General features: G+C 69.7%; 27 protein-coding genes and 1 pseudogene. 11 read left to right on the top strand and 17 right to left on the bottom strand.

Features of this window, described 5'->3' with window-relative positions; all coding sequences use genetic code 11:
- Window positions 1-211: 211 nt before the first annotated feature.
- Complete coding sequence (locus BJY18_RS15315) at window positions 212-580, top strand: SPW repeat domain-containing protein (RefSeq protein ID WP_184780621.1); 369 nt, start codon at window positions 212-214, stop codon at window positions 578-580.
- A gap of 42 nt (window positions 581-622) precedes the next feature.
- The gene (locus BJY18_RS15310) at window positions 623-1207 is read left to right on the top strand and encodes a TetR/AcrR family transcriptional regulator (protein ID WP_184780620.1); all 585 of its coding nucleotides are present in this window, start codon (window positions 623-625) and stop codon (window positions 1205-1207) included.
- A gap of 33 nt (window positions 1208-1240) precedes the next feature.
- Here the strand turns inward: BJY18_RS15310 and mce are convergent, their stop codons facing one another.
- Window positions 1241-1702: a methylmalonyl-CoA epimerase gene (gene mce, locus BJY18_RS15305; protein WP_184780619.1), complete on the bottom strand. Its 462-nt coding sequence runs from the start codon at window positions 1700-1702 to the stop codon at window positions 1241-1243.
- Window positions 1703-1842: 140 nt separating this feature from the next.
- Between mce and BJY18_RS15300 the strand changes: the two genes are divergently transcribed.
- Both BJY18_RS15300 and meaB read left to right on the top strand, forming a co-directional pair.
- Window positions 1843-3030 carry an acetyl-CoA C-acetyltransferase gene (locus tag BJY18_RS15300; RefSeq protein WP_184784631.1) on the top strand — a complete coding sequence of 396 codons (1188 nt, stop codon included), beginning with the start codon at window positions 1843-1845 and terminating at the stop codon, window positions 3028-3030.
- Window positions 3031-3033: 3 nt separating this feature from the next.
- Window positions 3034-3996: a methylmalonyl Co-A mutase-associated GTPase MeaB gene (meaB, locus tag BJY18_RS15295; RefSeq protein ID WP_184780618.1), complete on the top strand. Its 963-nt coding sequence runs from the start codon at window positions 3034-3036 to the stop codon at window positions 3994-3996.
- 6 nt (window positions 3997-4002) lie between these two features.
- On the opposite strand, the gene BJY18_RS15290 is transcribed toward meaB, so the two are convergent.
- The gene (locus tag BJY18_RS15290) at window positions 4003-5004 is read right to left on the bottom strand and encodes a trypsin-like serine peptidase (protein ID WP_184780617.1); all 1002 of its coding nucleotides are present in this window, start codon (window positions 5002-5004) and stop codon (window positions 4003-4005) included.
- A 115-nt stretch (window positions 5005-5119) separates the two neighbouring features.
- On the opposite strand from BJY18_RS15290, the pseudogene BJY18_RS15285 reads away from it, so the two are divergent.
- The 3 genes and pseudogenes from BJY18_RS15285 to BJY18_RS15275 all read left to right on the top strand — a co-directional run.
- Window positions 5120-5643 (top strand): annotated as a pseudogene (locus BJY18_RS15285) (peptidylprolyl isomerase); the annotation flags it as partial.
- A 226-nt stretch (window positions 5644-5869) separates the two neighbouring features.
- Window positions 5870-6271, top strand: coding sequence for a hypothetical protein (locus BJY18_RS15280; RefSeq protein ID WP_184780616.1), 402 nt, complete (start codon window positions 5870-5872; stop codon window positions 6269-6271).
- The gene (locus tag BJY18_RS15275; RefSeq protein WP_184780615.1) at window positions 6272-6874 is read left to right on the top strand and encodes a DUF3558 domain-containing protein; all 603 of its coding nucleotides are present in this window, start codon (window positions 6272-6274) and stop codon (window positions 6872-6874) included. It abuts the gene before it with no gap.
- Between the two features lie 200 nt (window positions 6875-7074).
- On the opposite strand, the gene BJY18_RS15270 is transcribed toward BJY18_RS15275, so the two are convergent.
- Window positions 7075-7356 carry a hypothetical protein gene (locus tag BJY18_RS15270; protein WP_184780614.1) on the bottom strand — a complete coding sequence of 94 codons (282 nt, stop codon included), beginning with the start codon at window positions 7354-7356 and terminating at the stop codon, window positions 7075-7077.
- Between the two features lie 113 nt (window positions 7357-7469).
- On the opposite strand from BJY18_RS15270, the gene BJY18_RS15265 reads away from it, so the two are divergent.
- Window positions 7470-8666, top strand: a complete 1197-nt coding sequence (locus BJY18_RS15265) for a helix-turn-helix domain-containing protein (RefSeq protein ID WP_184780613.1) — start codon at window positions 7470-7472, stop codon at window positions 8664-8666.
- Window positions 8667-9104: 438 nt separating this feature from the next.
- Here the strand turns inward: BJY18_RS15265 and BJY18_RS15260 are convergent, their stop codons facing one another.
- From BJY18_RS15260 to BJY18_RS38020, 3 genes are all read right to left on the bottom strand, one after another.
- Window positions 9105-9347: a hypothetical protein gene (locus BJY18_RS15260; protein ID WP_184780612.1), complete on the bottom strand. Its 243-nt coding sequence runs from the start codon at window positions 9345-9347 to the stop codon at window positions 9105-9107.
- 62 nt (window positions 9348-9409) lie between these two features.
- Complete coding sequence (locus tag BJY18_RS37465; protein WP_281393671.1) at window positions 9410-9538, bottom strand: hypothetical protein; 129 nt, start codon at window positions 9536-9538, stop codon at window positions 9410-9412.
- Window positions 9539-9811 (bottom strand): hypothetical protein, encoded by a 273-nt coding sequence (locus tag BJY18_RS38020; protein WP_184780611.1) that lies wholly within the window; start codon window positions 9809-9811, stop codon window positions 9539-9541.
- 57 nt (window positions 9812-9868) lie between these two features.
- Between BJY18_RS38020 and BJY18_RS15250 the strand changes: the two genes are divergently transcribed.
- Window positions 9869-10327 carry a carboxymuconolactone decarboxylase family protein gene (locus tag BJY18_RS15250; protein ID WP_184780610.1) on the top strand — a complete coding sequence of 153 codons (459 nt, stop codon included), beginning with the start codon at window positions 9869-9871 and terminating at the stop codon, window positions 10325-10327.
- The gene (locus BJY18_RS15245) at window positions 10324-11064 is read left to right on the top strand and encodes an isocitrate lyase/PEP mutase family protein (RefSeq protein ID WP_184780609.1); all 741 of its coding nucleotides are present in this window, start codon (window positions 10324-10326) and stop codon (window positions 11062-11064) included. The genes BJY18_RS15250 and BJY18_RS15245 overlap by 4 nt, the downstream gene beginning before the upstream one ends.
- A 51-nt stretch (window positions 11065-11115) precedes the next feature.
- On the opposite strand, the gene BJY18_RS15240 is transcribed toward BJY18_RS15245, so the two are convergent.
- The 11 genes from BJY18_RS15240 to BJY18_RS15190 all read right to left on the bottom strand — a co-directional run bounded on the left by BJY18_RS15240 (window position 11116) and on the right by BJY18_RS15190 (window position 22116).
- Window positions 11116-12747 (bottom strand): monocarboxylic acid transporter, encoded by a 1632-nt coding sequence (locus BJY18_RS15240; RefSeq protein ID WP_184780608.1) that lies wholly within the window; start codon window positions 12745-12747, stop codon window positions 11116-11118.
- Window positions 12744-13094 (bottom strand): DUF485 domain-containing protein, encoded by a 351-nt coding sequence (locus tag BJY18_RS15235; protein WP_184780607.1) that lies wholly within the window; start codon window positions 13092-13094, stop codon window positions 12744-12746. Before BJY18_RS15235 ends, BJY18_RS15240 begins: the two co-directional genes overlap by 4 nt.
- A gap of 66 nt (window positions 13095-13160) precedes the next feature.
- Window positions 13161-14903, bottom strand: coding sequence for a sodium/solute symporter (locus tag BJY18_RS15230; RefSeq protein ID WP_184780606.1), 1743 nt, complete (start codon window positions 14901-14903; stop codon window positions 13161-13163).
- A 20-nt stretch (window positions 14904-14923) separates the two neighbouring features.
- Window positions 14924-15274 carry a DUF485 domain-containing protein gene (locus tag BJY18_RS15225; RefSeq protein ID WP_184780605.1) on the bottom strand — a complete coding sequence of 117 codons (351 nt, stop codon included), beginning with the start codon at window positions 15272-15274 and terminating at the stop codon, window positions 14924-14926.
- Window positions 15271-16026, bottom strand: coding sequence for a LytR/AlgR family response regulator transcription factor (locus BJY18_RS15220; RefSeq protein ID WP_184780604.1), 756 nt, complete (start codon window positions 16024-16026; stop codon window positions 15271-15273). The genes BJY18_RS15225 and BJY18_RS15220 overlap by 4 nt, the downstream gene beginning before the upstream one ends.
- Entirely contained in the window at window positions 16023-17054 is a 1032-nt protein-coding gene (locus tag BJY18_RS15215; RefSeq protein ID WP_184780603.1) for a sensor histidine kinase, read from the bottom strand. The genes BJY18_RS15220 and BJY18_RS15215 overlap by 4 nt, the downstream gene beginning before the upstream one ends.
- 140 nt (window positions 17055-17194) lie before the next feature.
- Complete coding sequence (locus BJY18_RS15210) at window positions 17195-18190, bottom strand: ABC transporter substrate-binding protein (RefSeq protein WP_184780602.1); 996 nt, start codon at window positions 18188-18190, stop codon at window positions 17195-17197.
- 26 nt (window positions 18191-18216) lie between these two features.
- Window positions 18217-19260 (bottom strand): ABC transporter permease, encoded by a 1044-nt coding sequence (locus tag BJY18_RS15205; RefSeq protein WP_184780601.1) that lies wholly within the window; start codon window positions 19258-19260, stop codon window positions 18217-18219.
- 73 nt (window positions 19261-19333) lie between these two features.
- Window positions 19334-20095 carry an ATP-binding cassette domain-containing protein gene (locus BJY18_RS15200; RefSeq protein WP_184780600.1) on the bottom strand — a complete coding sequence of 254 codons (762 nt, stop codon included), beginning with the start codon at window positions 20093-20095 and terminating at the stop codon, window positions 19334-19336.
- 3 nt (window positions 20096-20098) lie between these two features.
- Entirely contained in the window at window positions 20099-21136 is a 1038-nt protein-coding gene (locus BJY18_RS15195; RefSeq protein WP_184780599.1) for a class I mannose-6-phosphate isomerase, read from the bottom strand.
- Window positions 21133-22116: a LacI family DNA-binding transcriptional regulator gene (locus BJY18_RS15190; protein ID WP_184780598.1), complete on the bottom strand. Its 984-nt coding sequence runs from the start codon at window positions 22114-22116 to the stop codon at window positions 21133-21135. Before BJY18_RS15190 ends, BJY18_RS15195 begins: the two co-directional genes overlap by 4 nt.
- 323 nt (window positions 22117-22439) lie before the next feature.
- Here BJY18_RS15190 and BJY18_RS15185 point away from each other — a divergent pair, with 323 nt between their 5' ends.
- A complete protein-coding gene (locus BJY18_RS15185; protein WP_246458878.1) occupies window positions 22440-25691 on the top strand; it encodes a glycoside hydrolase family 92 protein in 3252 nt (1083 codons plus the stop codon).
- Window positions 25692-25758 lie beyond the last annotated feature (67 nt).

Raw genomic sequence — 25758 nt, 5'->3', positions numbered from 1 at the left:
GGAACCTCCAACGGGTCGGGCGCGGCGGGACGGCGGAAACTACTCGCCAGTAACCGAAGGGACCCCACTGTACGAGACAGCAGCCCCGGACACGACCCGAAGTGTGACGCACGAATCTTGACCGCCTGGCCAGTCAAGGCGCACTCTGGACTCAGGAAAACTTCCTGAGCAGCCGTTTCCCGGCTGTTCGTTCCGGTGGAGGTGAGCACGAATGAGTGAAGTCTCGACGCGCGCCTGGACGCGGCCCTACGACTGGGCCGAGGTCGTCATCGGGGTGGTCGCCGCTCTTTCACCCCTTTGGCTGAGCACGACCACGTCCGCGGTGTGGACGATGGTGGTCCTCGGTGCGCTGATCGCGATCGACGGCCTGGTGTCGCTCGCGGCTCCGCGGGCGGTCTACGGCGAGGGCATCCAGATCGTCCTCGGCGCGCTGCTGTTCATCGCGCCGTGGGTGATGGGGTACACCGAGCTGAACGGGGCGTCGTGGACGTCCTGGGTGGCCGGTGCGCTGACGATCATCGCCGGTGCGGCCGCGATGCCGGAGGCCAGTGCCGCGCACCGGGTGGCCGGGCAGCACTGACCGGCCGGAGCCCCGTTCGGGGCAGGTGAAGGAAGGTCGACGATGACCGAGGACTCGGCGAAGGAACGCATCCTGCGTGCGGCGGAGGAGCTGTTCGCCGAGTCCGGCTTCGAGGCCACCCCCACTTCCCGCATCGCGGAGCGGGCGAAGGTGCCCAAAGGACTGGTCCACTACTACTTCCGCCGCAAGTCCGATCTGCTGGCCGCGCTCGTGGACCGGCTGCCGGACGAACGGATCGAACCGGCCGCGGTGGTCGTCCCCGGGGATCTCGCGGGGACGCTCCGCCGGCTGGTGGGCGAGCTGGACCGCCGCTTCACCGGTTCGCTCGGGCTGTCCCACCTGCTGTGGCGGGAGGCCGACACGCACCACGTGGTGCGGGACGCGCTGGCCGAGCGGTTCCAGCAGCTGGTCCGGCTGGTCCGCTCGGTGCTCGTGGCGGCGAGCACGGAGCATCGCCTCGCCGCGGCCGATCTCGACCACGCTTCGGGTCTGCTCGCCCGTGCGGTCAGCCACCGGCACGCCACGGCGCGGCATTCCGGCGACGACCGTCCGGCGGATTTCGACGGCGAGCTGACTTTCGTGGCGAACGCCTTGTCCGCGCGCCCGCCCGCCCAACCGCCCTCGTGAGTGCGCACGCCGGTTCTGTGCACTCACGAGGCGTCAGCGGGTGCCGGCCGGCTCCACCAGTTCCACGAGGACGCCGCCGGCGTCCTTGGGGTGCACGAAGTTGACCCGGCTGTCCGAGGTGCCGCGCTTGGCCTCGGGGAAAAGAAGCCGCAGACCCTGTGCCCGCAGCGCCTCGGCGGCGGCGTCCACATCGGACACTCGGAAGGCCAGCTGCTGCAGACCGGGACCGCTGCGGCCGAGGAACTTCGCGATCGTCGAGTCCTTCCGCAGCGGGGCGAGCAGCTGGATCATCGTCTCGGTGGCCGCGGTGCCCGGCGCCCGCAGCATCGCCTCGCGTACGCCCTGCTCCTCGTTCACCTCCTCGTGCGCGACCTCGAGGCCGAAGTGCTCCCGCTGGAACGCGATCGCGGCGTCCAGATCGGGCACCGCGATACCGACGTGGTCGATCGCGGTCACGAAGGGCTTGAGCACGGATGCGGTGGGCTCGGCGTTCATACCGGGACACAATAGGCGCGCCGACCCGGTGCGGAACCCCACGTGCGCCCCCTCACACTGGCTCCATCAAGAAGCGCCGGGCCCCGGTGGCGCCGGTATCGTGGCAGGACACCCAGTGCGCCGATGCTTTGGAGGACGTCGTGTCCGGTTCCGTGATCCTGGGCGCTGCCCGTACTCCGATCGGGCGGCTGCTCGGTTCGCTGAAGGACTTCTCGGGAGCCCAGCTGGGCGGAGTCGCGATCAAGGCCGCGCTGGAGCGCGCCGGCGTCGCCCCGGAAGCAGTGCAGTACACGATCATGGGCCAGGTGCTCACCGCGGGCGCGGGCCAGATCCCGGCGCGCCAGGCCGCGGTCGCCGCGGGCATCCCGATGGACGTACCGGCGCTGACCATCAACAAGGTGTGCCTTTCCGGCCTCGACGCGATCGCGCTGGCCGACCAGCTGATCCGGGCGGGCGAGTTCGACCTGGTCGTCGCGGGCGGCCAGGAGTCGATGACGCAGGCACCGCACCTGCTGCCGAAGTCCCGTGCCGGCTTCAAGTACGGCGACACCGCGCTCGTGGACCACATGGCCTACGACGGGTTGTTCTGTGCGTTCGACCAGGTCGCCATGGGTGCGTCCACGGAGAAGTACAACTCGCGGTACGGCCTCACCCGCGAGCAGCAGGACGAGTTCTCCGCGCGGTCGCACCAGCGGGCCGCGGCCGCGATCGAGGCCGGATTCTTCAAGGAGGAGATCGCGCCGGTCACGATCCCGCAGCGCAAGGGTGACCCGGTCGTGTTCGACACCGACGAGGGCGTGCGCGCGGACACCACCGCGAGCGGTCTCGGCAAGCTGCGCCCGGCGTTCGCCTCGGACGGCACGATCACCGCGGGCTCGGCCTCGCAGATCTCCGACGGTGCGGCGGCGGTCATCGTGGCCAGCCCGGAGAAGGCGGCCGAGCTGGGCATCACGCCGCTGGCGGAGATCGGCGCGCACGGCGTGGTCGCCGGTCCGGACGCCAGCCTGCACGAGCAGCCGTCCAACGCGATCCGCGCCGCGCTGGCCAAGGCGAAGCTGGACCCGTCGGCGCTGGACCTGGTGGAGATCAACGAGGCGTTCGCCGCGGTCGGCGTGGTGTCCAGTGAGAAGCTGGGCCTGGACGTGGCGAAGGTGAACGTGAACGGCGGCGCCATCGCGCTCGGCCACCCGATCGGCGCCTCCGGTGCGCGGCTGGCCGTGCACCTGGTGCACGAGCTGCGCCGCCGTGGTGGCGGACTCGGCGCGGCCGCGCTGTGCGGTGGCGGCGGCCAGGGCGACGCCCTGCTGCTGCGGGTCCCGTCGGCGTGATCCTTGCCTGCGCCTGATCTCGGCGAACTGGTCGGCCGCGCGCGCGAAGGTCAGCCGCGCGCGGTCGCCAGACTGCTCTCACTCGTCGAGGATTCCTCACCGCGGGTGGCCGAGATCGCCCGCGCGCTCACCCCGTACACCGGCCGGGCTCGCGTCGTCGGCTTGACCGGGCCACCCGGGGTCGGCAAGTCGACATCCACCTCGGCGCTGCTCACGGCCTTGCGTGCCGAAGGGCTGCGTGCCGGGGTGCTGGCGATCGATCCGTCGTCGCCGTTCTCCGGCGGGGCGTTGCTGGGGGATCGGATCCGGATGACCGAGCACGCCACCGATCCGGGCGTGTTCATCCGCTCGATGGCCACCCGCGGGCATCTCGGCGGACTGTCCTGGGCCACGCCGCAGGCGGTACGGGTGCTCGATGCCGCCGGCTTCGACGTGGTACTGATCGAGACTGTCGGGGTTGGACAGTCCGAAGTGGACGTCGTCCGGCTCGCGGACACCACGGTGGTGCTGCTGGCGCCGGGAATGGGCGACGGTGTCCAGGCGGCGAAGGCGGGCGTGCTGGAGATCGCCGACGTGTTCGTGGTCAACAAGGCCGACCGCGAAGGCGCCGAAGCGACCGTGCACGATCTCAAGCAGATGATCTCGCTGGCTCGCCGCGAGCTGCGTGGCCCGAGCTGGCGGCAGCCGATCGTCCGCACCGTCGCGGCGAAGGGGGAAGGTGCCGGCGAAGTCGTGGAAGCCTTGCGGGCACACCACGAATGGCTCACCGAGCACGGTGAGCTGGCCCGTCGCCGCGCGGCCAGGGCCCGTGCGGAGGTCGCGGCGATCGCGTTGCGGCGGCTGCACGCCGAGCTGGCCGACCTGCACCACGGCACCCGGCTGGCGGAGCTCGCGGACCAGGTCGTGGCCCGCGAGCTGGACCCGTTCGCCGCCGCCGACCTCCTGGTCAGCGACCTGAAACGCTGAACCTCGTCAGTTCTGGTGCTGGGCGGCTTGGTAGAGCGGTTCGGTGACGGCCCGGCTGAACTGCGGGCCGGTCAGATACCGCGTGCAGCCGTCGGTTTCGCCGCTCTCACAAGGGGTTCCGGAGGCGGAGAAGAACCCGGCGTGCGTGTTGTCGCCCACGACGGTGCCCAGTCCGGTGTCCGGGTCGAAGTGACGCAGCCGAGGACCGCCACTGGAGCCGCCGCCCATCACGCACGCGGTACCCCACTGGTCGGGTGAGTCCGGATAGTCCGGCGTTCCGGTCCAGTGCCGAGCCTGCCCGGTGCAGTAGGCGAGCCGTTCGCCGGTGTACTCCGGCAGCCCTTCGCGTGCCGGATCGGAGGACGCGCGCGGGTAGCCGAACTGGGCCACGTCGGCGTCTCCGGGCAGGTCGAAGCCGATCCGCTGCGCCGCACCGACGGCGTCCTGCACGCTCTTCCCGTCGGCATTCTTGCCCAGCACCGCGAACGCCTGGTCGTAGGTGTCGAACTTCTCCGCGTTCTGCTGGTCGTTCTCCAGCCACGTCGCGTCGGCCACGCCGTAACGCACAGCGAACTTCCCGTAGGGCGCCTGCCCGTCGTGGTAGCCGGGCACGAACATGAGGTGCGCGTTCCACGCGTTGTTCTCGCCGATCAGGTCGGTGTTGTTGACGCAGTGGCCGGCGGTCACGATCGTGCTGTGGTTCGCGCTGTCGACCACCGTCGCCGTGCAGCTGGCGTCTTCGCCGTGGTCGGTGTAGAAGAGCCTGCCGACGGTTTCGGGCACGGCGTTCGCGGTCGTCCACGGCGCGCCGTCGGCCGCGCTCTTCGGCGGATTGTCCGAGGACGGCTGCGTCAGCGCCGCGATCCGCTCGGGCGTCCAGTAGTCGAACACGGCCTGTTCGTCCGCCGCCGAGGTGGCCAGCGGCTGCACGAGCGGGCCGTCCGCGGCGGGGGCGAACGCGATCCCGGTGGCGAGCGCGGCCAGTCCGGGCAGGAGACGAAGGATCATGCCCGCACGCTAGGCCGCGAGTGTCAGGGACCGGTCAGGAATCGAGGAGAAGCAGACTTTTTTCGGGTGGAGCGCGTCCTATACTGCGAGCTTCGGCGGATGGGGGAGGAACCGGATGAAGCGACTACTCGGGATCGTGCTGGCCGCCCTCGTGTCGGGCATCGTGCTCACGACCGGCGTCGCGGCCGCGGATCCGGCGCCGCCGGCCACCGGTGGACCGTGCGAGTACACCGAAACCCCGGACAACCGGCCGCGCGTCCGGTGCCGTTGCCGCCGGATCCTCGGCACACGCCCGATCGCGGCCAGGTCGGCGTCGCCGTGTTCACCAACCAGGGCACGCTGCCGCTGCGGCTCGACCGGGCCGAGGCGCCGTGCACCGTGCAGAGCTTCCTGCACCTGGCGGGCCACGGCTTCTTCACCCACACCACCTGCCACCGGCTCACGTCCTATCCGACGCTGAAGGTGCTGCAGTGCGGCGACCCGACCGCCACCGGCGAGGGCGGGCCCGGCTATCGCTTCCGCGACGAACTGCCCACGACGTTGCCGCCCGCCCCGTCGGACCCGACCGGCGAGCGCCGGATCTACTCCCGCGGTCTGCTCGCCATGGCCAACGCGGGCCCGGACACCAACGGGTCGCAGTTGGCTTGGTAGTGGCGCCTGCATCACGTAGGCGGCGTCTCTGGGGCAGGTCCATTGACCAAGCGGGAGGAGGGCACTGGGCGAGCCGGCTTGGTGCCGCATGGACCTCGGTCCGCCGACCTGTTCCGTTTGTGTGAGGAACCGGATCCGGTGCGTTAGCATCCGACCGGTTGATCTCGCCGCTATCGGGGTGGCGAGGTGATCGGAACGAGGGGGCTTACGAGCCATGGGCGAACAACAGCCGGAACAACCCAAGATCGAGCTGCCGCCAGTGCCGCCGATTCAGGTCGACGGGTACGGTCCGGGCGGGGGTTACAAGTTCGACGCGGACCAGATCGACGGGGTCATCAAGCAGTGGGAAGACATGCTCGTCGATCTCCAGAATGACCGGGACCACGCGCACAACATCGCTTACGTGAAGGCGCCGGGCGACGAGGTAGCCAGCCACACCTTCATCAACAACGGTGCCGGGCCGTCGGGGCAGTCGTTGTTGGCGCAGCATCAGGCGATGGTTGACTACACGGTGAACTTCATCAGGGCGTTGAGGGCTGCGAAAAACAAGATCACGGTCGAGGAGCAGAAGGCCGCCGACGACGCCAACGCGGCTGGTAAGGGTCAAGGAGTCTGAGTGGTCAGGAAAATGTCTCGCGTCGCTGCCGTGTTCGTGCCGGTTGCGGCTTCGGTGCTGCTCGTCGGGTGTAGCGGTAGCGGTTCTGATGGTTCCACCGGCGGCAGCACCTCGGCGGCGCCGTCGTCGGCGGGTGGTGACTCGTCGCTCAAGGTACCGGCGCCGTTGCCTGCGGACGGGCTGATCGACAACCCGTGCTCGGCGATCAGCGCCGCCCAGTTGACGGAGATCGGGCTGCTCACCGACGGCAAGGTGAGCGCAGACACGCCCAAGCTGTGCCGGTGGACATCCTCGTCCATCGATTTGAACTCGATCAGCTTGTCTGCGGTATCGCAGAACAAGGGCGGCATCGGTGACATCTACGCCCAGAAAGCGCAGTCTGCCTACTTCGAGCCGGTCACGTTGAGCGGATACCCGGGTGTTTTCGCCAGCACCGACGACGGGCGCCCCTCCGGGGTGTGCCAGCTGTGGGCCGGCGTCACGGACCAGCTGGCCGTCTCCATCATCACCAGCATCAACAGCGGGCCGAACAAGACGGACCCCTGTCCGATCGCGCAGAAGGTCGGCAACGCCCTGGTCACGCACCTGAAGGGCGCCGCGTAGCCACCACGACGCTTCGGTGATCGAGAAGCCAGCGGGGCGTCGCTCACCCCTGAGGGTGGTTTGGAACCCGGCAGCCGCACCGGTATCGGGTGCGGTGCGGCGGCCGGGGGTCTATTCGTCGCGGCCGTGCTGTTCGTCGTCGCCGGTCTCGGCGTTGCCGTCCAGCTCAACGGTGCCGTCGTCGCTGATGCACTTGCCCATCACCGGCCACCCCATCCCGGCAGGCAGAGGGGGCAGGCTGAGGTGCCCGGACCGAGCTTGCCCGGCAACACGATCTCGCTGCGGGGATGGCGGTCCGGATAGGTCGCGTCTTCACCACACCACGGCACCGGCCACTGCACGGCCGGGTCGGCAAGCTCGCGCTTGCGGTAGGCGTGGATCCGGCCCTCGTAGGCGAACAGCCGGAGCGCGTAGTCGGTAGAGCGGTGACTGAACCGGGCCACCTCATCGGCCGGTAGCTCGCCGGTGATCCGTAAGCCCATGTGCACCCTCCTCACCGGCTTCGTGGCAATGTGTTACTGCCGTGAGGCTATGAGTGGTTGTTACGCTGGAGGGACACCGAAGGGACACCGGCCAACGGCAGGGGGCATCACGGATGCACGCGCCTGACCTTCCCGGCGACAGCGTTGCCGACCGGCTGAAGGCTGCCCGGAAGCTGAAGGGCGTGACGCAGCTCCAGCTTGCGCAGCGGGCGAACTTCTCCGCTTCCTTGGTCAAGAAGGTGGAGCAGGGTTCCAAGCCGCCGAGCGCGGCGTTCGTCGCCGGCGCGGCGCGCGTGCTCGGGATCAGGGTCGCCACGCTCTACGGCACCAGGACCAGTGAGGTTCTGGACGAGCCGAGCCGGGAATCCGCCGGGGTAGCCGAGCTGCGTAGCGCTCTCGACGCCTACGACGACCCGCGCCCCGAGGGCAACCCGCTCACGCTCGACGCCATCACGGCTCGCCTCGCGGTGATCTCGGAGAAAGCGCAGGCGTTGCGGAACGCGGACATGCTCGCCGAGCTGCCGAACCTGCTGCACCACCTGTACGTCCTGGTCGGACAGCCGGGTCGTGCGGGTGAACTGGCCCGTGCCGCGCTGCACGACGCCTACCGCATGTCCGCCACCGCGGCCGGGCAGTTCCGGCAAGCCGACATCGCGGCGATCGCCTCCGAGCGCCATATTCAGCTCGCGCCCGCCACCGGGGACCCGCTCCGCGTGGCGATCAGCGCGTACCACCGCAGCACCCGCTGCCTGCAGCACGGCGACTACCGCAACGGTCTACGGCTGCTCGACCGAGCGCGCCAGCACGTCGCGGACGGGCCGGATGATCGGGCCGTGGCGATCCAGCTCGACCTGCGCTCTGCTGTCCTCGCCGCACGCGCGGGAGACACGACCGAGGCTGACGGCTATCTGTCCGAGGCGCGCGCATTCTCCGAGGAGTTCGCGCCCCCGGCCGCGCCGTACTACAACGTGGACGCCAGCTCGACGAACATCGTGGTGCACTGGTGCGCGGCCCCGGTCGAGAACTACAACGGCGCCGAGGCTGTCCGGCGCGCCTCGACCGTGACCGTGGTCGACCCCCGGCGCCCGGAACGCGTCGGCCACCACCACATCGACATGGCCCGAGCGTGGATGCTGCACGGCGATCGCGGCCGGACCTTGGACGAGCTGAACGCCGCGCGCCGGGTCGCACCGAATGTCACGCGCCACCATCCCTCGGTCGCCGAGACCGTGCACGCGCTGGCTATGTCCGAACGCCGCACCACCGACTCTCTGGCTGGGTTCGCGCAGTGGGCGGGCATCCAGCTCTGAGCGCGAGAAAGCCCCGGCCACAACGAAAGTTACCGGGGCTGTGCTGGCTACCAGGCGAGGGTCAGTACGACCATTCCCAGCCGTGCGCACTCGGGTCGAAAAGACCGGGCCGTCAGTCAGCTGGAGCGTTCCGCTCTTCGAGGCCGTGGCAATCACGATCTGGCCGGTGTAGGTGCGGTTCGGGGCGTAGGCCGAGGGCAGCTGCTTCGGGGACATGATGCAGGTGTCGGTCTCGGCCTGGTTCGTGACACCGTCCGCGTCGGTCGTAGAGAACGCGTACGGGTTGATCAGGCCGGGCAGGACGCCGAACGTACCCATACCGTTGGCGTCAACTTTGTCGACGCCCGTCTTCACCGTCACGTCCATCAGCACCGTGTGTGTACCCGAAGCGCGCGATGCGTACGCGTCGCACATCGGATCGACGGTGATCTTCGTGATTCAGAAGTCAACCGCCGTACTCCCGTCGTTGTTGCTGATTCCTGCGCGCTCGCCGACCTTCTTCGTGATGTAACCCGATGCTGGCGCCGAGCTGCTGGACGACGCTACCGACGACGGGGCCACGCTGGCTGGTGCTGCTGCATCCGCGGCTTTGGTCGCGGTAGTTGCTGGTTCGTTGCCGCAGGCCGTCAGGCCGAGAGCGACGACAGCCGCAGCGATGGGAAGCGCAATACGCTCGATCATGGTGGTGTCCCTCGGTGTGATGTGCTCGGAAGTCGTGGATGGGCGCCTGTCCGTTACGGCTGTCATGCGAACCTCACCCGGCAGGCCACGGTGTTGGTGTCCTCGAGCGGAGCCTGCTCGGTGCTCGCGATCCGCTTGTCGTCGTAGAAGATCGCGCAGCCCACCGAGTCGTCACCGATCGGTCCGGTCACTTACACGGCCGGGTTCAGCTGCTCGACCTGGTTCGCGGTGTGGAAGTGTGCCGAGTCCTCGCCGGATTCCGGCAAGGCGAACGGGCCGGTGTCGCCGAAGACCTCGCCCTTGACGCGGAGCTGCGCACGCTCGACCACGTCGCGGCCGGTGGCATCGAGCCGGACGCGGACACCCCGCCCGGCACGCCGCCGGTCGACGGGAAACCGGTGCGTACCACGGACCTGGGGCTCGTCCTTCCGCTGTGCCTGTGGTGCGCCCGCTGACTGGACCACCTTTCCCGCACTTCACTGGACCAGGCGGATGGTCCAGTACGCATTAGCGTGGCCGGTATGACGAAGCGAATCGCTCTTGCCCAGGGTGGGCTCTACCGCGCCATGGCCGCATTGCAGGCCGAAGTGGGGAAGGCCGCGGCCGATGCCGGGCTGGACGCGCGGCTGACCGAGCTGGTGAAGATGCGGGCCTCCCAGCTCAACGGCTGCGCGTTCTGCCTCGACATGCACGCGGCGGAGGCCGTCGCGGCGGGGGAGTCGCCGCGACGGCTGTACGTGCTCGAAGGCTGGCGTGAGACCGCGTTGTTCACCGAGCAGGAGCGGGCCGCGCTCGCCTACACCGAAGCGATGACGGTGATATCCGAACACAAGGACGTCCCCGAGGACGTGTACGCCGAGGCGACGCGGGTGTTCACCGAGGACCAGTACCGGGCGCTGGCGTGGTCGGTCGTGGCGATCAATTCGTGGAACCGCCTCATGGTGACCAGTCACGCGCCGCTGCCGGAGCGTGTGGCGTGAGCGCGGAGGCGCTGCGGGCGCTGCACGTACCGGGGAAGCCTCTGGTGCTCCCGAACGTCTGGGACGCGGACACCGCGCGGCTCGTGGAAGCGGCCGGATTCCCGGTGGTGGCAACGAGTTCCGCGGCAGTCGCGGCCGGGCTCGGGCAGCCGGACGGGGAAGGCGCTCCGGTGGCCGAGATGTTCGGCGCGGCCGAGCGGATCGTGCGGGCGGTTTCGGTACCGGTGACCGTGGACGCGGAGGCCGGCTACGGGCTGCCTCCGGCCGAAGTGGCCACGCGGCTGCTCGCGCTCGGCGCGGTGGGCTGCAACTTCGAGGACACCGACCATGCCGGCGGCGGCCGTCGTCCGGTCGCCGAGCAGGCGGACCGGATCGCCGGACTCCGCCGCGGGGCCGGTGACGGCCTGGTGATCAACGCCAGGGTCGACGTGTTCCTCGGCGCGGAGGACGAGAACGCGGTACTGGCCGAAGCGGTGGAGCGCGGACGGGCGTACCTGGCAGCAGGCGCGGACTGCGTGTATCCGATCCTGGTGCGCTCGCCAGAGGTGCTGGGTGAGTTCGTCCGCCGGGTCGGCGGGCCGGTCAACGCGGCACCACTGCCCGGCGGCCCCGGCCTCGCCGAGCTGGCGGAGCTGGGGGTCGCCCGGATCTCGCTGGGCACCGGGCTGTGGCGGCACGTACGCGGACTGCTCGACGCCGCGCTCGACGACATCGCCGCGGGAAAGCTGCCGTACTGACCTCGTGAGTGTCGGGTCCGGTGAGAACCGGACCCGACACTCACGAAGGGGTCAGTGCTGTACGGCCTTTTCGGCACCGGCTCCGGTGAGCGCGCGGACCTCCATCTCGGCGTACTTCGCCGAATCGCGTTCCTTCGACAGGACCGTGCCCAGCCAGCCGAGGAAGAACGCGACCGGGATCGACACCAGTCCGGGATTGTCCAGCGGGAACCAGTGGAAGTCGACGCCCTGCAGCATCGACGTGCTCTTCCCGGTCTTGGGGTCGATCGGCTTCCCGGACACCGCGGGTGAGAACACGATCAGCACGATGGTTACGATCAGCCCGCCGTAGATGCTCCACAGCGCGCCCTGGGTGTTGAACCGCTTCCAGAACAGCGAGTACAGGATCGTCGGCAGGTTCGCCGAGGCGGCCACCGCGAACGCCAGCGCCACCAGGAACGCCACGTTCTGGCCGTTGGCGAGGATGCCACCGAGGATCGCGACGATCCCGATCACCACCGCGGTGATCCGGGCGACCCGGACCTCCGAGCCCGCGACCGCCTTGCCCTTCTTCACCACGTTCGCGTACACGTCATGGGCGAACGACGCGGACGCGGTGATGGTCAGGCCGGCCACCACGGCGAGGATGGTGGCGAACGCGATCGCCGAGATCAGCCCGAGCAGGATGGGGCCGCCGAGGTTCAGCGCGAGCAACGGCGCGGCCGAGTTCACGCCGCCGGGGGCGGCCTTGATGTCGTCCGGGCCGACCAGCGCGCCCGCGCCGTAGCCGAGCACCAGCGTGAACAGGTAGAACACGCCGATCAGCACGATCGCCCACACCACCGAACGGCGGGCGTCCCGGGCGGTCGGCACGGTGTAGAAGCGCATCAGCACGTGCGGCAGGCCCGCGGTGCCGAGCACCAGCGCGATCCCGAGGGAGAAGAAGTCCAGTTTGGACGTTCCGGTCGCGCCGTACTGCTTGCCCGGTCCGAGCAGGGCTTCTCCGGCGTTACCCGCCCGGTCCACCGCACCCTGCAGCAGCGAGGAGAAGTTGAAGCCGTACTTGCCGAGCACCCACAGCGTCATCGCGAGCGCGCCGATGATGAGCAGCGCGGCCTTGATGATCTGCACCCAGGTGGTGCCCTTCATGCCGCCGATGAGCACGTAGGCGATCATGATCACGCCGACCACCGCGATCACCACGGACTGCGCGGCGCCGCCCTCGATGCCCAGCAGCAGCGCGACCAGTCCGCCCGCGCCGGCCATCTGGGCCAGCAGGTAGAAGAACGACACCACGAGCGTGGAGATCGCCGCGGCGGCCCGCACCGGACGTTGTTTCATCCGGAACGCGAGCACGTCGCCCATGGTGAACTTGCCGGTGTTGCGCAGCAGTTCCGCCACCAGCAGCAGCGCGACCAGCCAGGCCACCAGGAATCCGATGGAGTAGAGGAATCCGTCGTAGCCGTAGACCGCGATGGCACCGGCGATGCCGAGGAACGACGCGGCCGACAGGTAGTCCCCGGAGATCGCGATCCCGTTCTGCGGGCCGGTGAACGCGCGTCCGGCGGCGTAGTAGTCGGACGCCGTCTTGGTGTTGCGGCTCGCGCGGAACACGATCACCAGCGTGATCAGCACGAAGACCGCGAAGATGCCGATGTTCAGCGCCGGGTTGCTGCCCTCGACGCCCGCGGCGAGCGTGCTCATACCGGCTCCTTCGGCTGTTCAGGGTGCTCGATGTCGTCGCGGATGCGTTCGGCGAGCGGGTCGAGTTTCCGGTTGGCATAGCGCACGTAGAGCGCGGTGATGACGAACGTGGATACGAACTGCAGCAGCCCGAAGAGCAGGCCGACGGTGAAGTTCCCGGCGAGCTTGGTGCTCATGAAGCCGTGCGCGTAGTCGGCCAGCAGCACATAGAGCAGGTACCAGGCGAGGAACAGCACGGCCATCGGGAACACGAACCGGCGCAGCCGTGCGCGCAGCTGGCGGAACTCGGCGCTTTCGTGCACCTGCTCCCAGTCCGGGTCCGGCGGGTGGTCGTCGGTCATGGGCATCTCCCTCGCGACGCTGCGACTGTGGTCCGCGCCACAGTAGGGAGGTGGCCGGCGCAGCGGAACGGCTCAGCGATGCAAACGCCGGGCGACACGACGAACGGTCGACGAACGGTAGGCGGGTGCCGACGAATGGGGTGGCTCCGGGCCGTGCGCGCGTTCGTCGAGGTGCAGGCGGAGCATGGCGGCCCCGGCCCAGGACGGCGGACGGCCCCGCAGCGAGACCAGTGCCATCACGCCGAACGCCAGGGGCACCGACCAGGGTGCCGGTTGCGACACCAAGATCGCCACCCAGCCGTGCAGCGGCGGTCCGGCCAGCGCGAGCAGGATCGAGCCGGACGACGCGACCAGCCCGGTGAGCACCCCGGCGATCGCGCCCGCGGCGGTCAGCCGCGGCCACCAGATGCCGAGCACCAGCAGCGGGCAGAAGGTCGAAGCGGCAACCGTGAACCCCCAGGTGACGAGGATTCCGGCGTCGATCCGCGCGGTCGGCAGCGCGAGCAGCACCATGGCGGCCGCGGCGAACACCACGGTCACCCGCAGCCGGCGCAGGCCGCCGGGCATCAGGTCGTAGGCCAGCGCCCCGGACATCACCAGCAGCAAACCCAGCGAGGTGGCGAGGAACGCGGCGAACGCGCCCGCGGTGAGCAGCGCGGTGAACAGCTGCCCGGCCCAGCCGTGGTCGACCTGCACCGGGAGGGCGACCACGACGGTGTCGGTTTCGCCGGAGAGGTACAGCTCCGGAACGAGGACCCGGCCGAGCACCCCGTAGACGCCGGGGAAGAGGTAGAAGACGCCGAGCAGCGCCACCGTGATCGCCGCGGTCCGGCGGGCGGCCCGGCCGTCCGGGCTGGTGTGGAAGCGCATCAGCACGTGCGGCAATCCCATGGTGCCGAGCACCGTCGCGATCAGCACCGCCCACGTGCCCAGCAGCGGGTTTCCCTGGTCGGATTCCAGCAGCGGACGCTGCCAGTCCGGCCCGCCCAGCGGCGTTTCCCCGCTCACCGCGGGGACTTGCGCTCCCTCGGCGAAGACCATCCGGTCGCCCTCGTGCACCGGCAGCTCGCCGGGCGGCAGCGTGCGCGGAGTGCCTTGGACGAGGACGGTGGTGGGTTCGCGCAGCGTCAGCGTGACGTCGTGCTCGAACCGCACTGCCGTCTCGTGCGTGAAGTGGGTGAACTCCACCGGTTTCAGGCTCGCGTCGCGGTCCGCTGCGCTCACGTGCAGGACCAGCCACAGCGCGGGAACGAGGAACAGCAGCAGTTTCAGGAAGAACTGGAAGGCCTGCACGTACGTCGCGGCCCGCATCCCGCCCAGCGCGAGCGTGACGCTGACCGCGGTGCCGGCGATGACCACGCCGACCCAGTACGGCGTGCCGCCGACCGCGGTGAGCACGAGACCGGCCGTGCGGAACTGCGGAACCACGTAGATGGTCCCGATCACGAGCACCACCACGGCCGCGAGCCGGCGCAGCGCGGGGGAGGCCAGCCGTGCCTCGGCGAAGTCCGGGACGGTCAGCGCGCCGGAGCGCCGCATGGGCGCGGCGACGAGCACGAGCATCGCGATGTACCCGGCGGTGAAACCGACCGGGTACCAGAGTGCGCCGACGCCGTCCTTGACCATCAGCCCGGCCACACCCAGGAACGACGCCGCGGACAGGTACTCCCCGGACACCGCCGCGGAGTTCACCAGCGGCGAGATCCGCCGGGACGCGACGAGGAAATCCGAGGTGCTGCGCATGGCGGCCACCCCGCGTACGCCGATCAGCAGCGTGATCAGCACGACGGGAGCCACAGCCAGCGCGATGTCCACTCAGCCGGCCTTCCCTGCGGTCACGAGTCGTCCTCGGCCTTCTCCGCGCGCCGCAACTGCCACCAGGCGAGCCCGGCCATCACCGGATAGGCCAGCACCGCGATCATCAACCAGGACAAGGGAATGCCCCACACCCGCACCGAGTCCAGCGCCGGGGCCACGGCGAACACCACCGGCAACCCGAGCACCAGCACGAACATTGCCACCAGCGCCGGAATCCCGCGCCGCCGCTGCACCCGGTAGAGCACCGCGGCGCGTTCGGCCTCGGAGGCACGCAGCCGCGGCATCCGCCAGCGCCCGCGGGCTTGGCGGCGTGACCGGGCGAGGCGGGTCTGCGGACTGGTGACGGCGACGCGTTTGGTGCGGCTCATTGCGGCGGTCCGAGCTGTCCGCGTTGGGCCGCTTCCAGCAGCCGGTCCCGCAGGTCGCGGGCGTGGCGACGGCTGATGGGGACGTCGCCGGCCTCGGTGTGCGCGAGCAGGCCGCCGGTGGTGTCGCTGCGAAGCTCCAGCACCGCGGCCACAGCCAGCAGGTAGCCGCGGTGCACGCGGGTGAAGCCGGTGCCTTCCCAGTACTCCTCGAGGCGTGAGATCGGCATCCGCACCGGATGTACACCGCCGCGCGTGTGCAGGCGGACGTAGTCGCCGTGCGCCTCGGCGAACAGCACATCGTCGCGGCGGACGTAACGGGTGCGGCCGCCGGAGTCGACCGGCAGCGCGGCCATCGCGTCCGGTCCCGGCCCCGGCCGGTCGCTCGGCACCAGCCGGGCCACCTTCGCGAGCGCGGCCGCCAGCCGTTCCGTGCGCACGGGTTTGAGCAGGTAGTCGACCGCACCGATGCCGTACGCGGCCACGGCGTGCCCGTCGTGCGCGGTGACGAAAACGATCACCGGCGGCTCCGACAGCTTCGCCAGCAGTGAGGCCAGCTCCAGCCCGTCGAGGCCGGGCATCGAGATGTCCAGGAACACCGCGTCGAACCGGTCCGCCTGCAACAGTTTCAGCGCCTTCACCGCGTCACCGGCACCGACCACTTCGCCGACTTCCGGCGCCTCGGTCAGCATCCGGCACAGCTCGTCCAGCGCGGGCGGCAGATCGTCGACCGCCAGCACCCGCAGCCCGCTCACGGCAGCACCCCCGGCTGGAACCGCGGCACCCGCACCACCACGCGGGTACCGGCGCCGACCTCGGTTTCCACGGTCAACCCGTACCAGGCGCCGTAGACATTGCGCAATCGTCTGTCCACATTGGCCATTCCGAGGCCGCTTTCGGTGGTGTGCCCGGCGAGAATGTCCGCGGCGCGTTTCGGCGCCATGCCCACCCCGTCGTCCTCCACGGTGATCACGCAGTCGTTTCCTTCCGCCTGCCCGTGCACCTGGACCAGCCCGGTCCCGGAGCGTGGCTCGATCCCGTGCCGGATCGCGTTCTCCACCAGCGGTTCGAGCACCAGATACGGTACGGCCACCGCGAGCACCTCCGGCGCGACCCGCACCTGCACCTTCAGCCGCTCCCCGAGCACCGCCCGCTGCAACGCCAGATACGTCTCCACCGCACGGAATTCCTCGGCGACCACGGTGTACTCGCCGTGGCGCGCGAGGCTGTAGCGGGTGTAGTCGGCGAAGTCGAGCATCAGCTCGCGCGCGCGGTCCGGCTCCGAACGGACCAGCGAGGCGATCACGGTCAGCGCGTTGTAGACGAAATGCGGGGACATCTCCGCGCGCAACGCCCGCAGCTCGGCCTGCGCGGCCTGGTCTGCCGAGGCCTCCAGCCTGCCCCGTTCGAGCGCCTGCACGACGAGGTCCGCGGCCTGGCGAAGCACCTCACCCCGCTCGCCGAGCAGGACCAGCGCACCGGCCAGCTCGTCATGGACGTGCAGCGGCACCGCGGCCAGCCCGCCGCGGGCGGCCGGTTCCTCGCTGTGCAGCACCTCGTCCAGGACGTGCGCGACCGCTTCGTCCGCGGCGGGACGGCCGGACCAGGCCAGCGAGCCGGACAGATCGCTGATCCCCAGGCCGGGCACGCCGAACAGCCGCCGCAGCGCGTGCGCGGCCCGCCGGACGCGGGTGCCGGACAGGCCGTCCATCAGGTCGTCGGTGATCCGCCGGGCCGAGGCGAGCACGCCGGCGGGGGCGCGCCACGGCGCACGCTCGGGCATCGGCGTCCTCCCCTCGGCTAAGGGCTGGGGGAGTGGAATATACCGCCTGGCGAAGCTTGTCCGTTGCGGGCGCAGCTGGCGGCCGGACACGCCGAAGGGGGCCTTCCGGGTGGAAAGCCCCCTTCGGGTGACTCAGGACGTCAGCAGCTCTGCTTGTAGAAGTACTTCGAGTTGGCGTCCATGTCGTCCTTGGTGATCGCGTGCAGTTCGGCACCGAGCTGCCGCTGCACCGGCTTGCCCTCCAGCGCGGCGACCGCCTGGTCCACGCCCTTGGTGCCGATCTGCGCCGGGTCCTGCGCGATCAGCGCCTGGTACTCGCCCTTGCGCAGACCGTCCACTTCGGACGGGCTGGCGTCGAAGCCGACCAGGTTGACCTTGCCGATCTTCCCGCCGTTGCGCAGGCCGGTCGCCGCGCCCTCACCGGTGTTGAGGTTGGTCGCGAAGATGCCCACCAGGTCCGGCGTGGAGGCCAGCGCCGCGGTCACCTTCGACGCGGCCTGGTCCGGTTCGTTCTGGGTGAACTGGATGCCCACGGACTTGAGGTTCGGGTGCTTCTTCAGCTCGTCCTCGAAGCCCTTGGCCCGCGCCGCGGTCGTGGACGTCCCCGCGATCGTGTCGAGGATCAGCACCGACCCCTTGCCACTGCCCACGAGCTTCGCCAGCGTCTGCGCGGCCAGCTTGCCGCCCTCGGTGTTGTCCGAGGAGATCGACGACTCGGCGACGCTCGTGTCCTTCAGCGTCGTGTCCACCTCGATGATCTTCGAACCGCGGTTCTTCACCTGCTGGATCGGCGCGAGCATCGCCTGGTCGTCGGTCGGCGTGACGAGCAGCGCGGCGGGCGGGTTCGAGCCCATCGCGTTGACGATCGTGGTCTGCATGGCCGCGTCGAACTTCTGCGGCGCCTGCGTGGTCAGCTCGTAGCCGAGCTTCTTGGCCTCCGCCTGCGCACCGCACTGCATGGAAATGTAGAACGGCTCGGCCTGCACACCCGGCACCAGCACCAGCTTCTTGCTGTTGGCCGTGTCCCCCGAATCCCCGGACCCGCTCTGGCCCACCTGTCCGGAACCACACGCGGCCACCAGCGCGGCCGAGGTCGCCAGCGTGCCGGCGACCAGGAAGGTCTTGCTCAGTTTCATGGTCAGTACCTCTTTGTACTCGGGGGTCAGCGGGAGTTGCGCCGGCGACGGCGGCGCTGGTCGAACCACACGGCCGCGATCAGCACCGCGCCGACCGCGATCATCTGCCAGAAGTCCTGCACGTGAGTGATGTTGAAGCCCTTCTTCAGCACCGCCGGGATGAACACGCCGATCACCGTGCCCAGCATCGAGCCGACGCCGCCGAAGAGGCTCGTACCGCCCATCACCGTGGCGGAGATGGCGTTGAGGTTGTCGTTGGTGTGCGCCGAAATCGTGGTCGAGGCGTAGTACGCCAGCGACAGGAACCCGGCGATCCCGGCGAGGAACCCGGTGAGCAGGTACACCTTGAGCAGGTGCGCGGTCACGCCGATACCGGAGCGGCGCGCGGCTTCGGCGTTCGAACCCACCGCGTAGGTGTAGCGGCCGAACCGCGTGGTGTGCAGCAGCCACGCGCCGATCAGGGTGATCACCACGGCCACGAGCACCAGGTTCGGCACACCGCCGAGCGAAGTGCCGTAGCCGAGGGTCTTGTTCAGCTCGGTGGGCACGCTGCGCACGTCGGACCCGCCATTGAGCAGGTACGAGGCGCCGAGCGCGGCACCCATCGTTCCGAGCGTGACGATCAGCGGCGGGATCTTGGCCACTGCGATGAGGAACCCGTTGATCAGGCCCCAGATCGTGCCCGCGATGACCGCCGAGATCAGCCCGACGACGATCACCCCCCAGCCGGCGCCCGAGGCGTCCCCGCCGCTGAGTGCCTCCATGATCTTCCCGCCGACCATGCCGGCGAAGATCAGCACCGAGCCCACCGACAGGTCGATGCCCGAGGTGATGATCACGAACGTCATGCCGACCGAGAGCACCAGCAGCACCGAGGTCTCGATCAGCAGCGTCTGGAAGGTGAACAGGGTGGCGAACTCGGCGGGCGCGATCGCGGTGAACACGATGATCAGCGCGATCAGCACCAGCGCGATCCAGAACGTGTTCGCCCCGATCAGCCGCTTGCCCAGCGGGCGCTTGCCGATCCCACCGTCCACAGTGGTCTGAATATCCTTCGTGGGCGCACTCATGCGGCGTCCTCCTGTGTTGTGCGGGACACCCGCACCCGGTCGGTGGCATGAGCGGGCTGGCGCGAGTGTGTGCTCATACCCCCTCCTGAACCAGAGCGCCGGTCATCGCCGCCACGAGGTCCTCCAGCTTGGTGTCCGGACCGGAGAACCGGGCGACGCGCTTGCCCAGCCGCAGCACCTCGACGCGGTCGGACACCGACAGCACCTCCGGCATGTTGTGGCTGATCAGCACGACCGCGATCCCCTTGTCGCGCACCTTCTTGATCACGTCCAGCACGCGTTCGCGCTGCACCACACCGAGCGCCGCGGTCGGCTCGTCCATGAACACGACCTTCGAGGCCCACACCACCGACCGCGCCACCGCCACGCTCTGGCGCTGGCCGCCCGAGAGCGAGCCGATCGGCACGTCGGTGCTCTGCAGCGTCACGCCGAGACGCTGGAACTCCTCCACCGCCTGCCTGCGCATCTCCGGCTTGTCCAGCATGCCGAGCTTGCCCAGCAGCCCCTTGCGCGGAATCTCCCGCCCCAGGAACAGGTTCGCCGCCGGATCCAGCTCCGGAGCGACAGCCAGATCCTGGTACACCGTCTCGATGCCGAGCCTGCGCGCGGTCACCGGCGACTCCAGCGTCACCTCGGCGCCGTCGAGCAGGAGCTTGCCCGCGGTCGGCTGCTCCGCGCCGGACAGACACTTCACCAGGGTCGACTTGCCCGCACCGTTGTCGCCGATCAACGCGGTGACCTCGCCCGCACGGGCCTGGAAGGAGGCGCCGCGCAGCGCCTCCACCGAGCCGTAGTGCTTGGTCAGCTCCACGGCGTCCAGCAGTACCTCGCTCATCGCCTACCTCTCCTCGGGAGCCGGCGGGCGGCACCGGATCGCGGTGACCGTGCCGGACACCTCGGCCTGCCCCGCGGCGAACGGCACCGCATAGGTGTCGCCCTTCGCCAGCGGGAACTCCCCGCCACGCTCGGTGCGCAGCGTGCCCTCGCCCTCGAGGACCACCAGGATCGCGAACGACGGGTCGAGCGCGAACGCGCCGCCGGTGAGCTGGATCCGGTCCGCGCGGAAGAACTTGCCCGAACCGTCGGCCAGCAGGTTCACCGACTCCGCCCGGTCACCGGAGGTGTGCTTCACGATCGTCCCGAGACGCTCGGCGTCCCACCCGGAGGTGTCCAGCGTTTCGATCGCGGTGTCGAAGCCGATGCCGAGGTGGCCCTTCTCCGGCGAGGCCAGGAAGTCACGCCATTCCAGGGTGAGCGAGAAGTCCGTGGGCTGCTGCAGTTCCACCACGAACACGCCCTCGCCGATCGCGTGCGGCAGCCCGGCCGGGATGTACACCGCGTCGCCTGCCTGCACCGGGATGCTGTTCAGCGCGCCGATCATGCTCGGCGAGTCCTGTTCGCGGGTCCATTCGGCGACGGTCGCCTTGCTCTGGGTTTCCCGGAAACCCGGGTATACCCGGGGATCGTCGCCGTAGGTACCGACCACGATCCACGCCTCGGTCTTGCCGAAGTGCGAGTCGAAGTGCCGGCGCGCGAACTCGTCCGACGGGTGGAAGTGCACCGGCAGCCGCTGCCCGGCGTCGAGCAGCTTCACCAGCAGGCCGGTGGAGTCACCGAGCTTGGCGACGTGCTGCTCGCCCAACCAGGCCGCGGCATGGGCGCGGACCTCGTCCCGCAGCCAGACACCGCTGGGCAGCCGGGTGAGGCCGGTGGTCTCCTGGCCGAACATCGTGGTGACGGAGCCGACCCAGTCCTCGGGGCCGAACTTCGAATCGGAGCCGGACACGCCACGCAGCCGCGCGATCGCGTCACCACCGCGGTAGAACTGCGGTGGCTGGTTGGCCGGGAGCCGGATCGGCTCGAGGGGCTCGGTCACGGGGCGACCTCACCGGAACCGCGGGGAACGAGACGCACAGGAAGAATCACCTTTCTTGGCGGGGATTGCTCACCCTGGATCCGGGCGAACAGCAGTTCGGCCGCCGCGTGCCCGAGGGCGCTGACGTCGTGTGCGACCACGGTGACCGGCGGATCCAGCAGGTCCGCCAGCTCGAAGTCGTCGAAACTCACCAGCGCAGGGCGCTGCTCGGCGTGGGCGAGCGCGCGCAGCAGATGCACTGCCACGCGGTTGTTGCCGGCGATCACCGCGGTCGCGGCGTCCGGCCCGGACACCAGCGTGCGCACGGCGTGGCCGATGGTGTCCGGCGTCGGCGTGTGCATCGAGACGAGGCTCTCGTCGTAGGAGATCCCGTTGCGGACACAGCCTTCCCGGAAGCCGCGCAGGCGTTCGGCGGCGGTGAAGATGTCCGGGCTGTCGCCGAGGAAGGCGATCCTCCGGTGTCCCTGCCCGGCGAGGTGGGTGACCGCCTCGACGGTGCCGCCGATGTTGTCCACCAGCACTGTGTCGGCCACGATGTCGCCGGCCGGGCGGTCGAGGAACACCACCGGCGTGCCCGCGCGCATCTCCGGCACCAGGTACCCGTGCTGCAGACCGGCCGGAACGACCAGGATGCCGTCCACCCGCCGCGCGCAGAACTCCAGCGCCAGCTCCCGCTCCCGGTCGGAGTTCTCCTCCGAGGACCCGGTGAGCACGTGCCTGCCGAACGAGGTGGCGATGCGCTCGACCGCGCGGTTCAGCTCCGAGTAGAACGGGTTGCCGACGTCCTCCACGATCAGCCCGATGGTGCCCGTGGTCGAACCGCGGCGCAGGTTGCGGGCACCGAGGTTGCGCCGGAAGCCGAGCTGCTCGATCGCGGCCACCACGCGCTCGGCGGTGTCCGGATGCACCGCGGGCTCGTCGTTGACCACCCGCGACACCGTCTTGATGCTGACGCCGGCCAGCCGGGCCACGTCGCTCATCGTGGCCCGCCGGCTTGCCGGGCGGGGGAGCCCATCGGCTTCCCGGCCGTGCGGAGACAACGTTGTCATAGTGTGCGGAATTGGACACCACGGCGGTATCCGCTGTCAATGCCCTGGTACCCGGCGCCCGGATTCAGCCTGCGAAAGTCGTGCGTCGGATGGCTGAACCCGTTGTCCGGAACGAGACAGGTACCGCTCGCACTCTTGACGGCCGTTCGCCCGGCCGCACAAGGTGACCGGCATCTGGAGGAGCGCGACAAGGTTGTCATCCATGCGGTGATCCGGTGGCCGGCGGCGGGTTCGCGCCGACAACTGGAGAGGCGATGGCGATGGCGCGAGCGCGCTGGCGAGCCGGACTGGTCCTACTGGCCACCGCGGTGGTGGCGGCGGTGGCGCCTGCCGCCCCGGCGGTGGCCGCGGGCACGACTGTCGGCAAGGCTGCGGACCCCGACCCGGCGAAGTGGGTGAACCCGTTCATCGGCACCCGCCCCGGCGGTGAGGACCACGGCACCGGCGGTGGGGCCGGCAACACCTTCCCCGGCGCGGTGGCGCCGTTCGGCATGGTGCAGTGGAGCCCGGACACGCAGAAATCCCAGCCCGGCGGGTACTTCTACGACGACGACACGCTGACCGGCTTCAGTCTCACGCACCTTTCCGGCGCGGGCTGCACCACGTACCAGGACCTTCCGTTCATGCCCTACGTCGGCGAGGTCTCCACGTCACCGGCGACCGATCCGGGGCACTACACCTCGAAGTTCTCCCACGACAACGAGCACGCCACGGCCGGCGCGTACGACGTCACGCTGGACAGCGGCGCGAAGGTCGAGCTGAGCGCGACCCAGCGCACCGGCTCCGCGCGGCTGAGCTACCCGGCCGGCGCTGCCTCCACGCTGCTGGTCAACACGTCCGGTTCGATCAACGGAACGGACGACGCGTCGATCACCATCGGCAAGGACAGCATCAGCGGGTGGGCCAGCAGCGGCCGGTTCTGCGGCGCGAAGAACAGCTACCGGGTCTATTTCTCGGCGAAGTTCGACCAGCCCTTCGCCTCCGTCGGCACGTGGAAGAACGGCGCCGTCACGCCGGGCAAGACCGCGGAAAGCGGTGGTGCCAAGGCGAAGATCGCGCAGCCGAACGGGACCGAAGCCTCGCTGGCGCGCCCGGCGAAGGCCAAGACCCAGAACACCACCGTCAGCGGCCCTGGCAGCGGCGGATACGTCACCTTCCCGAACCTCAACGGCGCACAGGTCAACGTCCGGGTAGGACTGTCCTTTGTGTCCGAGGACGGCGCGAAGGCCAACCTCAAGGCCGAGAACAACGGCAAGAAGTCGTTCGACCAGGTCGCCGCGGCAGCCCGCGGAGCGTGGAACGAGCAGCTCGGCAAGATCGCGGTGACCGGTGGTCCGGACGCCGACCGCACGACGTTCTACTCCTCGCTCTACCACTCGCTGGTGCAGCCCAACGTGTTCTCCGATGTCGACGGCAGCTACCCCGGCTTCGACGGGCGCGTGCACAAGGCCGACAAGGGCCACGCCATGTACACGAACTTCTCCGGCTGGGACATCTACCGTTCGGAGATCCCGTTGCTGGCCACGATCGATCCGAAGCAGACCTCGGACATCGTGCGCTCGATGATGGCCTACGCCGAACAAGGTGGTTCGTGGGACCGCTGGACCGTGGCCAACGACTACACCGGCGTGATGAACGGCGATCCCTACCACATCATCGTCTCCAGCGCGTACGCCTTCGGCGCCCGTGATTTCGACGCGCGGAAGGCGTTGCTGCTGATGATCAAGGGTGCGACCCAGCCGACGCAGGGCTACACCGAGCGGCCGGGCCTTGCGGACTACCAGAAGCTGGGTTACGTGCCCGGCGCCGGTGCGGACACCCTGGAGTACAGCAGCGCCGACTTCGCCATCGCCGAATTCGCCAAGCGGCTCGGCGACGGCGCCACCTACACCACGTTCATGAAGCGGGCGCAGTACTGGCAGAACCTCTACAACCCGGGCACCGGACACCTGCAGCCGCGCAACGCGGACGGTTCGTTCTCCGGCACCTACGACCCGGCGAGCTCGCAGGGCTGGGTCGAGGGCAACGGCGCGCAGTACGACTGGATGGTGCCCTACAACCTCGGCGGGCTGGTGTCCGCGTTCGGCGGCAACGACGCCGTGCAGTCGCGGCTGGACGAGTTCTTCAGCAAGCTGAACGCGGGCACGCAGGAGCCGTACGCGTTCATGGGCAACGAGCCGAACTCCAACGCTCCGTTCGTCTACTCCTACGCCGGTGCTCCGGCGAAGACGCAGGCGATCGTGCACCGGTCGATGGACGAGCTGTACAACCCGCGTCCGGAAGGCCTGATCGGCAACGACGACCTCGGGCAGATGTCCTCCTGGTACGTCTGGTCCGCGCTCGGCATCTACCCGGAGATCCCGGGCCGCGCCGAGACGCTGCTGACCACGCCGCGGTTCGAGAGCGCCACGCTGAGCACCGGTGCGGGCAAGAAGATCACCATCAACGCACCCGGAACCGGTGACTACGTCGGCGGCCTGAAGGTCAACGGCACCGCGGCGACCAAGGCGTGGCTGCCCGAGGCGCTGATCTCGAACGGCGGCACGCTCGACTTCACCCGTTCCTCGGAGGCCACTCAGTGGGGCTCGGCGGCGGCCGACGTGCCGCCCTCGTTCCGCGAGCAGGAAAAGCCGAGTCTGTCCTTTGCGGACCCGGCGCGAGTGGTGACCCCGGCCGGTTCCACGGCGACCGCGACGGTCGGCGTGCAGGACCTGTCCGGCAAGGCGACGACCTGGTCCTACACCGGGGGCAGCGCGGACGGCGTCACGCTTTCCCCGCAGACCGGCGAGGTGGCTGTCCCGGCCTCGGGCAAGGCACAGGCCACGGTGAAGGTGACCGTGCCGGCCGGCACGTCCGACGGTCCGCGACGGATCCCGGTGACCTTCTCCGCGCCGGGCCTGCCGGACACCGAGGCCGTGCTCACCGTGCTGGTGGCGGAGCCGAACAGCTGGCTGGCCACTGTGGACAACGCGGGCATCTCGCCGGATTCCGATCCGTCGGCCGGCAACTTCGACGGCGGCGGCTGGAGCTACTCGGCGGACGCGTTGGCCGAGGCCGGCGCGAAGCCGGGTGGCACGGTGACCAGTGACGGCATCGACTTCACCTGGCCGTCCTATCCGGCCGGCGATCCGGACAACGTGGTGGCCGCCGGGCAGACGGTGAACGTGACCGGCTCCGGCAAGCTCGCGTTGCTCGGCTCGTCGAGCAACGGCAACGCGGAGGGCACGCTCACCGTCACCTACACCGACGGCAGCACGTCCACCGCCACCGTGGGCCTTTCCGACTGGACGCTCGGCGGAGGCGACGCAGAACCCGCGTACGGCAACAAGAGCGTACTGTCCACTTCGTACCGCAACTCCTCCGGCGGGGATCCGCAGGAGATCAGCACCGTCGTGTTCGCCACCACGCCGATCACGCTCGATGCAGGCAAGACCGTGGCGAGCGTGACGCTGCCGGACGACGTCGACGGCGGTGCGATGCACGTGTTCGCCCTCGGCCTCGGCTGACCCCATCCACACCGTGCAGGCCCCCTTGAGGAACCTCTCGAGGGGGCCTGCACGGACTCGACCCCTC

The organism is Amycolatopsis jiangsuensis (assembly GCF_014204865.1).
Classification (GTDB): domain Bacteria; phylum Actinomycetota; class Actinomycetes; order Mycobacteriales; family Pseudonocardiaceae; genus Amycolatopsis; species Amycolatopsis jiangsuensis.
Note: the sequence above shows the minus strand (reverse complement) of the source record. Positions and strands in the feature narration are given on the sequence as shown.

Excerpts from the sequence above, each read along its gene's own strand:
- BJY18_RS15315 (WP_184780621.1), top strand. The coding sequence starts at position 212 with ATGAGTGAAGTCTCGACGCGCGCCTGGACGCGGCCCTACGACTGGGCC.
- BJY18_RS15310 (WP_184780620.1), top strand. The coding sequence starts at position 623 with ATGACCGAGGACTCGGCGAAGGAACGCATCCTGCGTGCGGCGGAGGAG.
- mce (WP_184780619.1), bottom strand. The coding sequence starts at position 1,702 with ATGAACGCCGAGCCCACCGCATCCGTGCTCAAGCCCTTCGTGACCGCG.
- BJY18_RS15290 (WP_184780617.1), bottom strand. The coding sequence starts at position 5,004 with ATGATCCTTCGTCTCCTGCCCGGACTGGCCGCGCTCGCCACCGGGATC.
- BJY18_RS15280 (WP_184780616.1), top strand. The coding sequence starts at position 5,870 with ATGGGCGAACAACAGCCGGAACAACCCAAGATCGAGCTGCCGCCAGTG.
- BJY18_RS15270 (WP_184780614.1), bottom strand. The coding sequence starts at position 7,356 with ATGGGCTTACGGATCACCGGCGAGCTACCGGCCGATGAGGTGGCCCGG.
- BJY18_RS15265 (WP_184780613.1), top strand. The coding sequence starts at position 7,470 with ATGCACGCGCCTGACCTTCCCGGCGACAGCGTTGCCGACCGGCTGAAG.
- BJY18_RS15260 (WP_184780612.1), bottom strand. The coding sequence starts at position 9,347 with ATGATCGAGCGTATTGCGCTTCCCATCGCTGCGGCTGTCGTCGCTCTC.
- BJY18_RS15250 (WP_184780610.1), top strand. The coding sequence starts at position 9,869 with ATGACGAAGCGAATCGCTCTTGCCCAGGGTGGGCTCTACCGCGCCATG.
- BJY18_RS15240 (WP_184780608.1), bottom strand. The coding sequence starts at position 12,747 with ATGAGCACGCTCGCCGCGGGCGTCGAGGGCAGCAACCCGGCGCTGAAC.
- BJY18_RS15235 (WP_184780607.1), bottom strand. The coding sequence starts at position 13,094 with ATGCCCATGACCGACGACCACCCGCCGGACCCGGACTGGGAGCAGGTG.
- BJY18_RS15225 (WP_184780605.1), bottom strand. The coding sequence starts at position 15,274 with ATGAGCCGCACCAAACGCGTCGCCGTCACCAGTCCGCAGACCCGCCTC.
- BJY18_RS15215 (WP_184780603.1), bottom strand. The coding sequence starts at position 17,054 with ATGCCCGAGCGTGCGCCGTGGCGCGCCCCCGCCGGCGTGCTCGCCTCG.
- BJY18_RS15210 (WP_184780602.1), bottom strand. The coding sequence starts at position 18,190 with ATGAAACTGAGCAAGACCTTCCTGGTCGCCGGCACGCTGGCGACCTCG.
- BJY18_RS15205 (WP_184780601.1), bottom strand. The coding sequence starts at position 19,260 with ATGAGTGCGCCCACGAAGGATATTCAGACCACTGTGGACGGTGGGATC.
- BJY18_RS15200 (WP_184780600.1), bottom strand. The coding sequence starts at position 20,095 with ATGAGCGAGGTACTGCTGGACGCCGTGGAGCTGACCAAGCACTACGGC.
- BJY18_RS15190 (WP_184780598.1), bottom strand. The coding sequence starts at position 22,116 with ATGAGCGACGTGGCCCGGCTGGCCGGCGTCAGCATCAAGACGGTGTCG.
- BJY18_RS15185 (WP_246458878.1), top strand. The coding sequence starts at position 22,440 with ATGGCGATGGCGCGAGCGCGCTGGCGAGCCGGACTGGTCCTACTGGCC.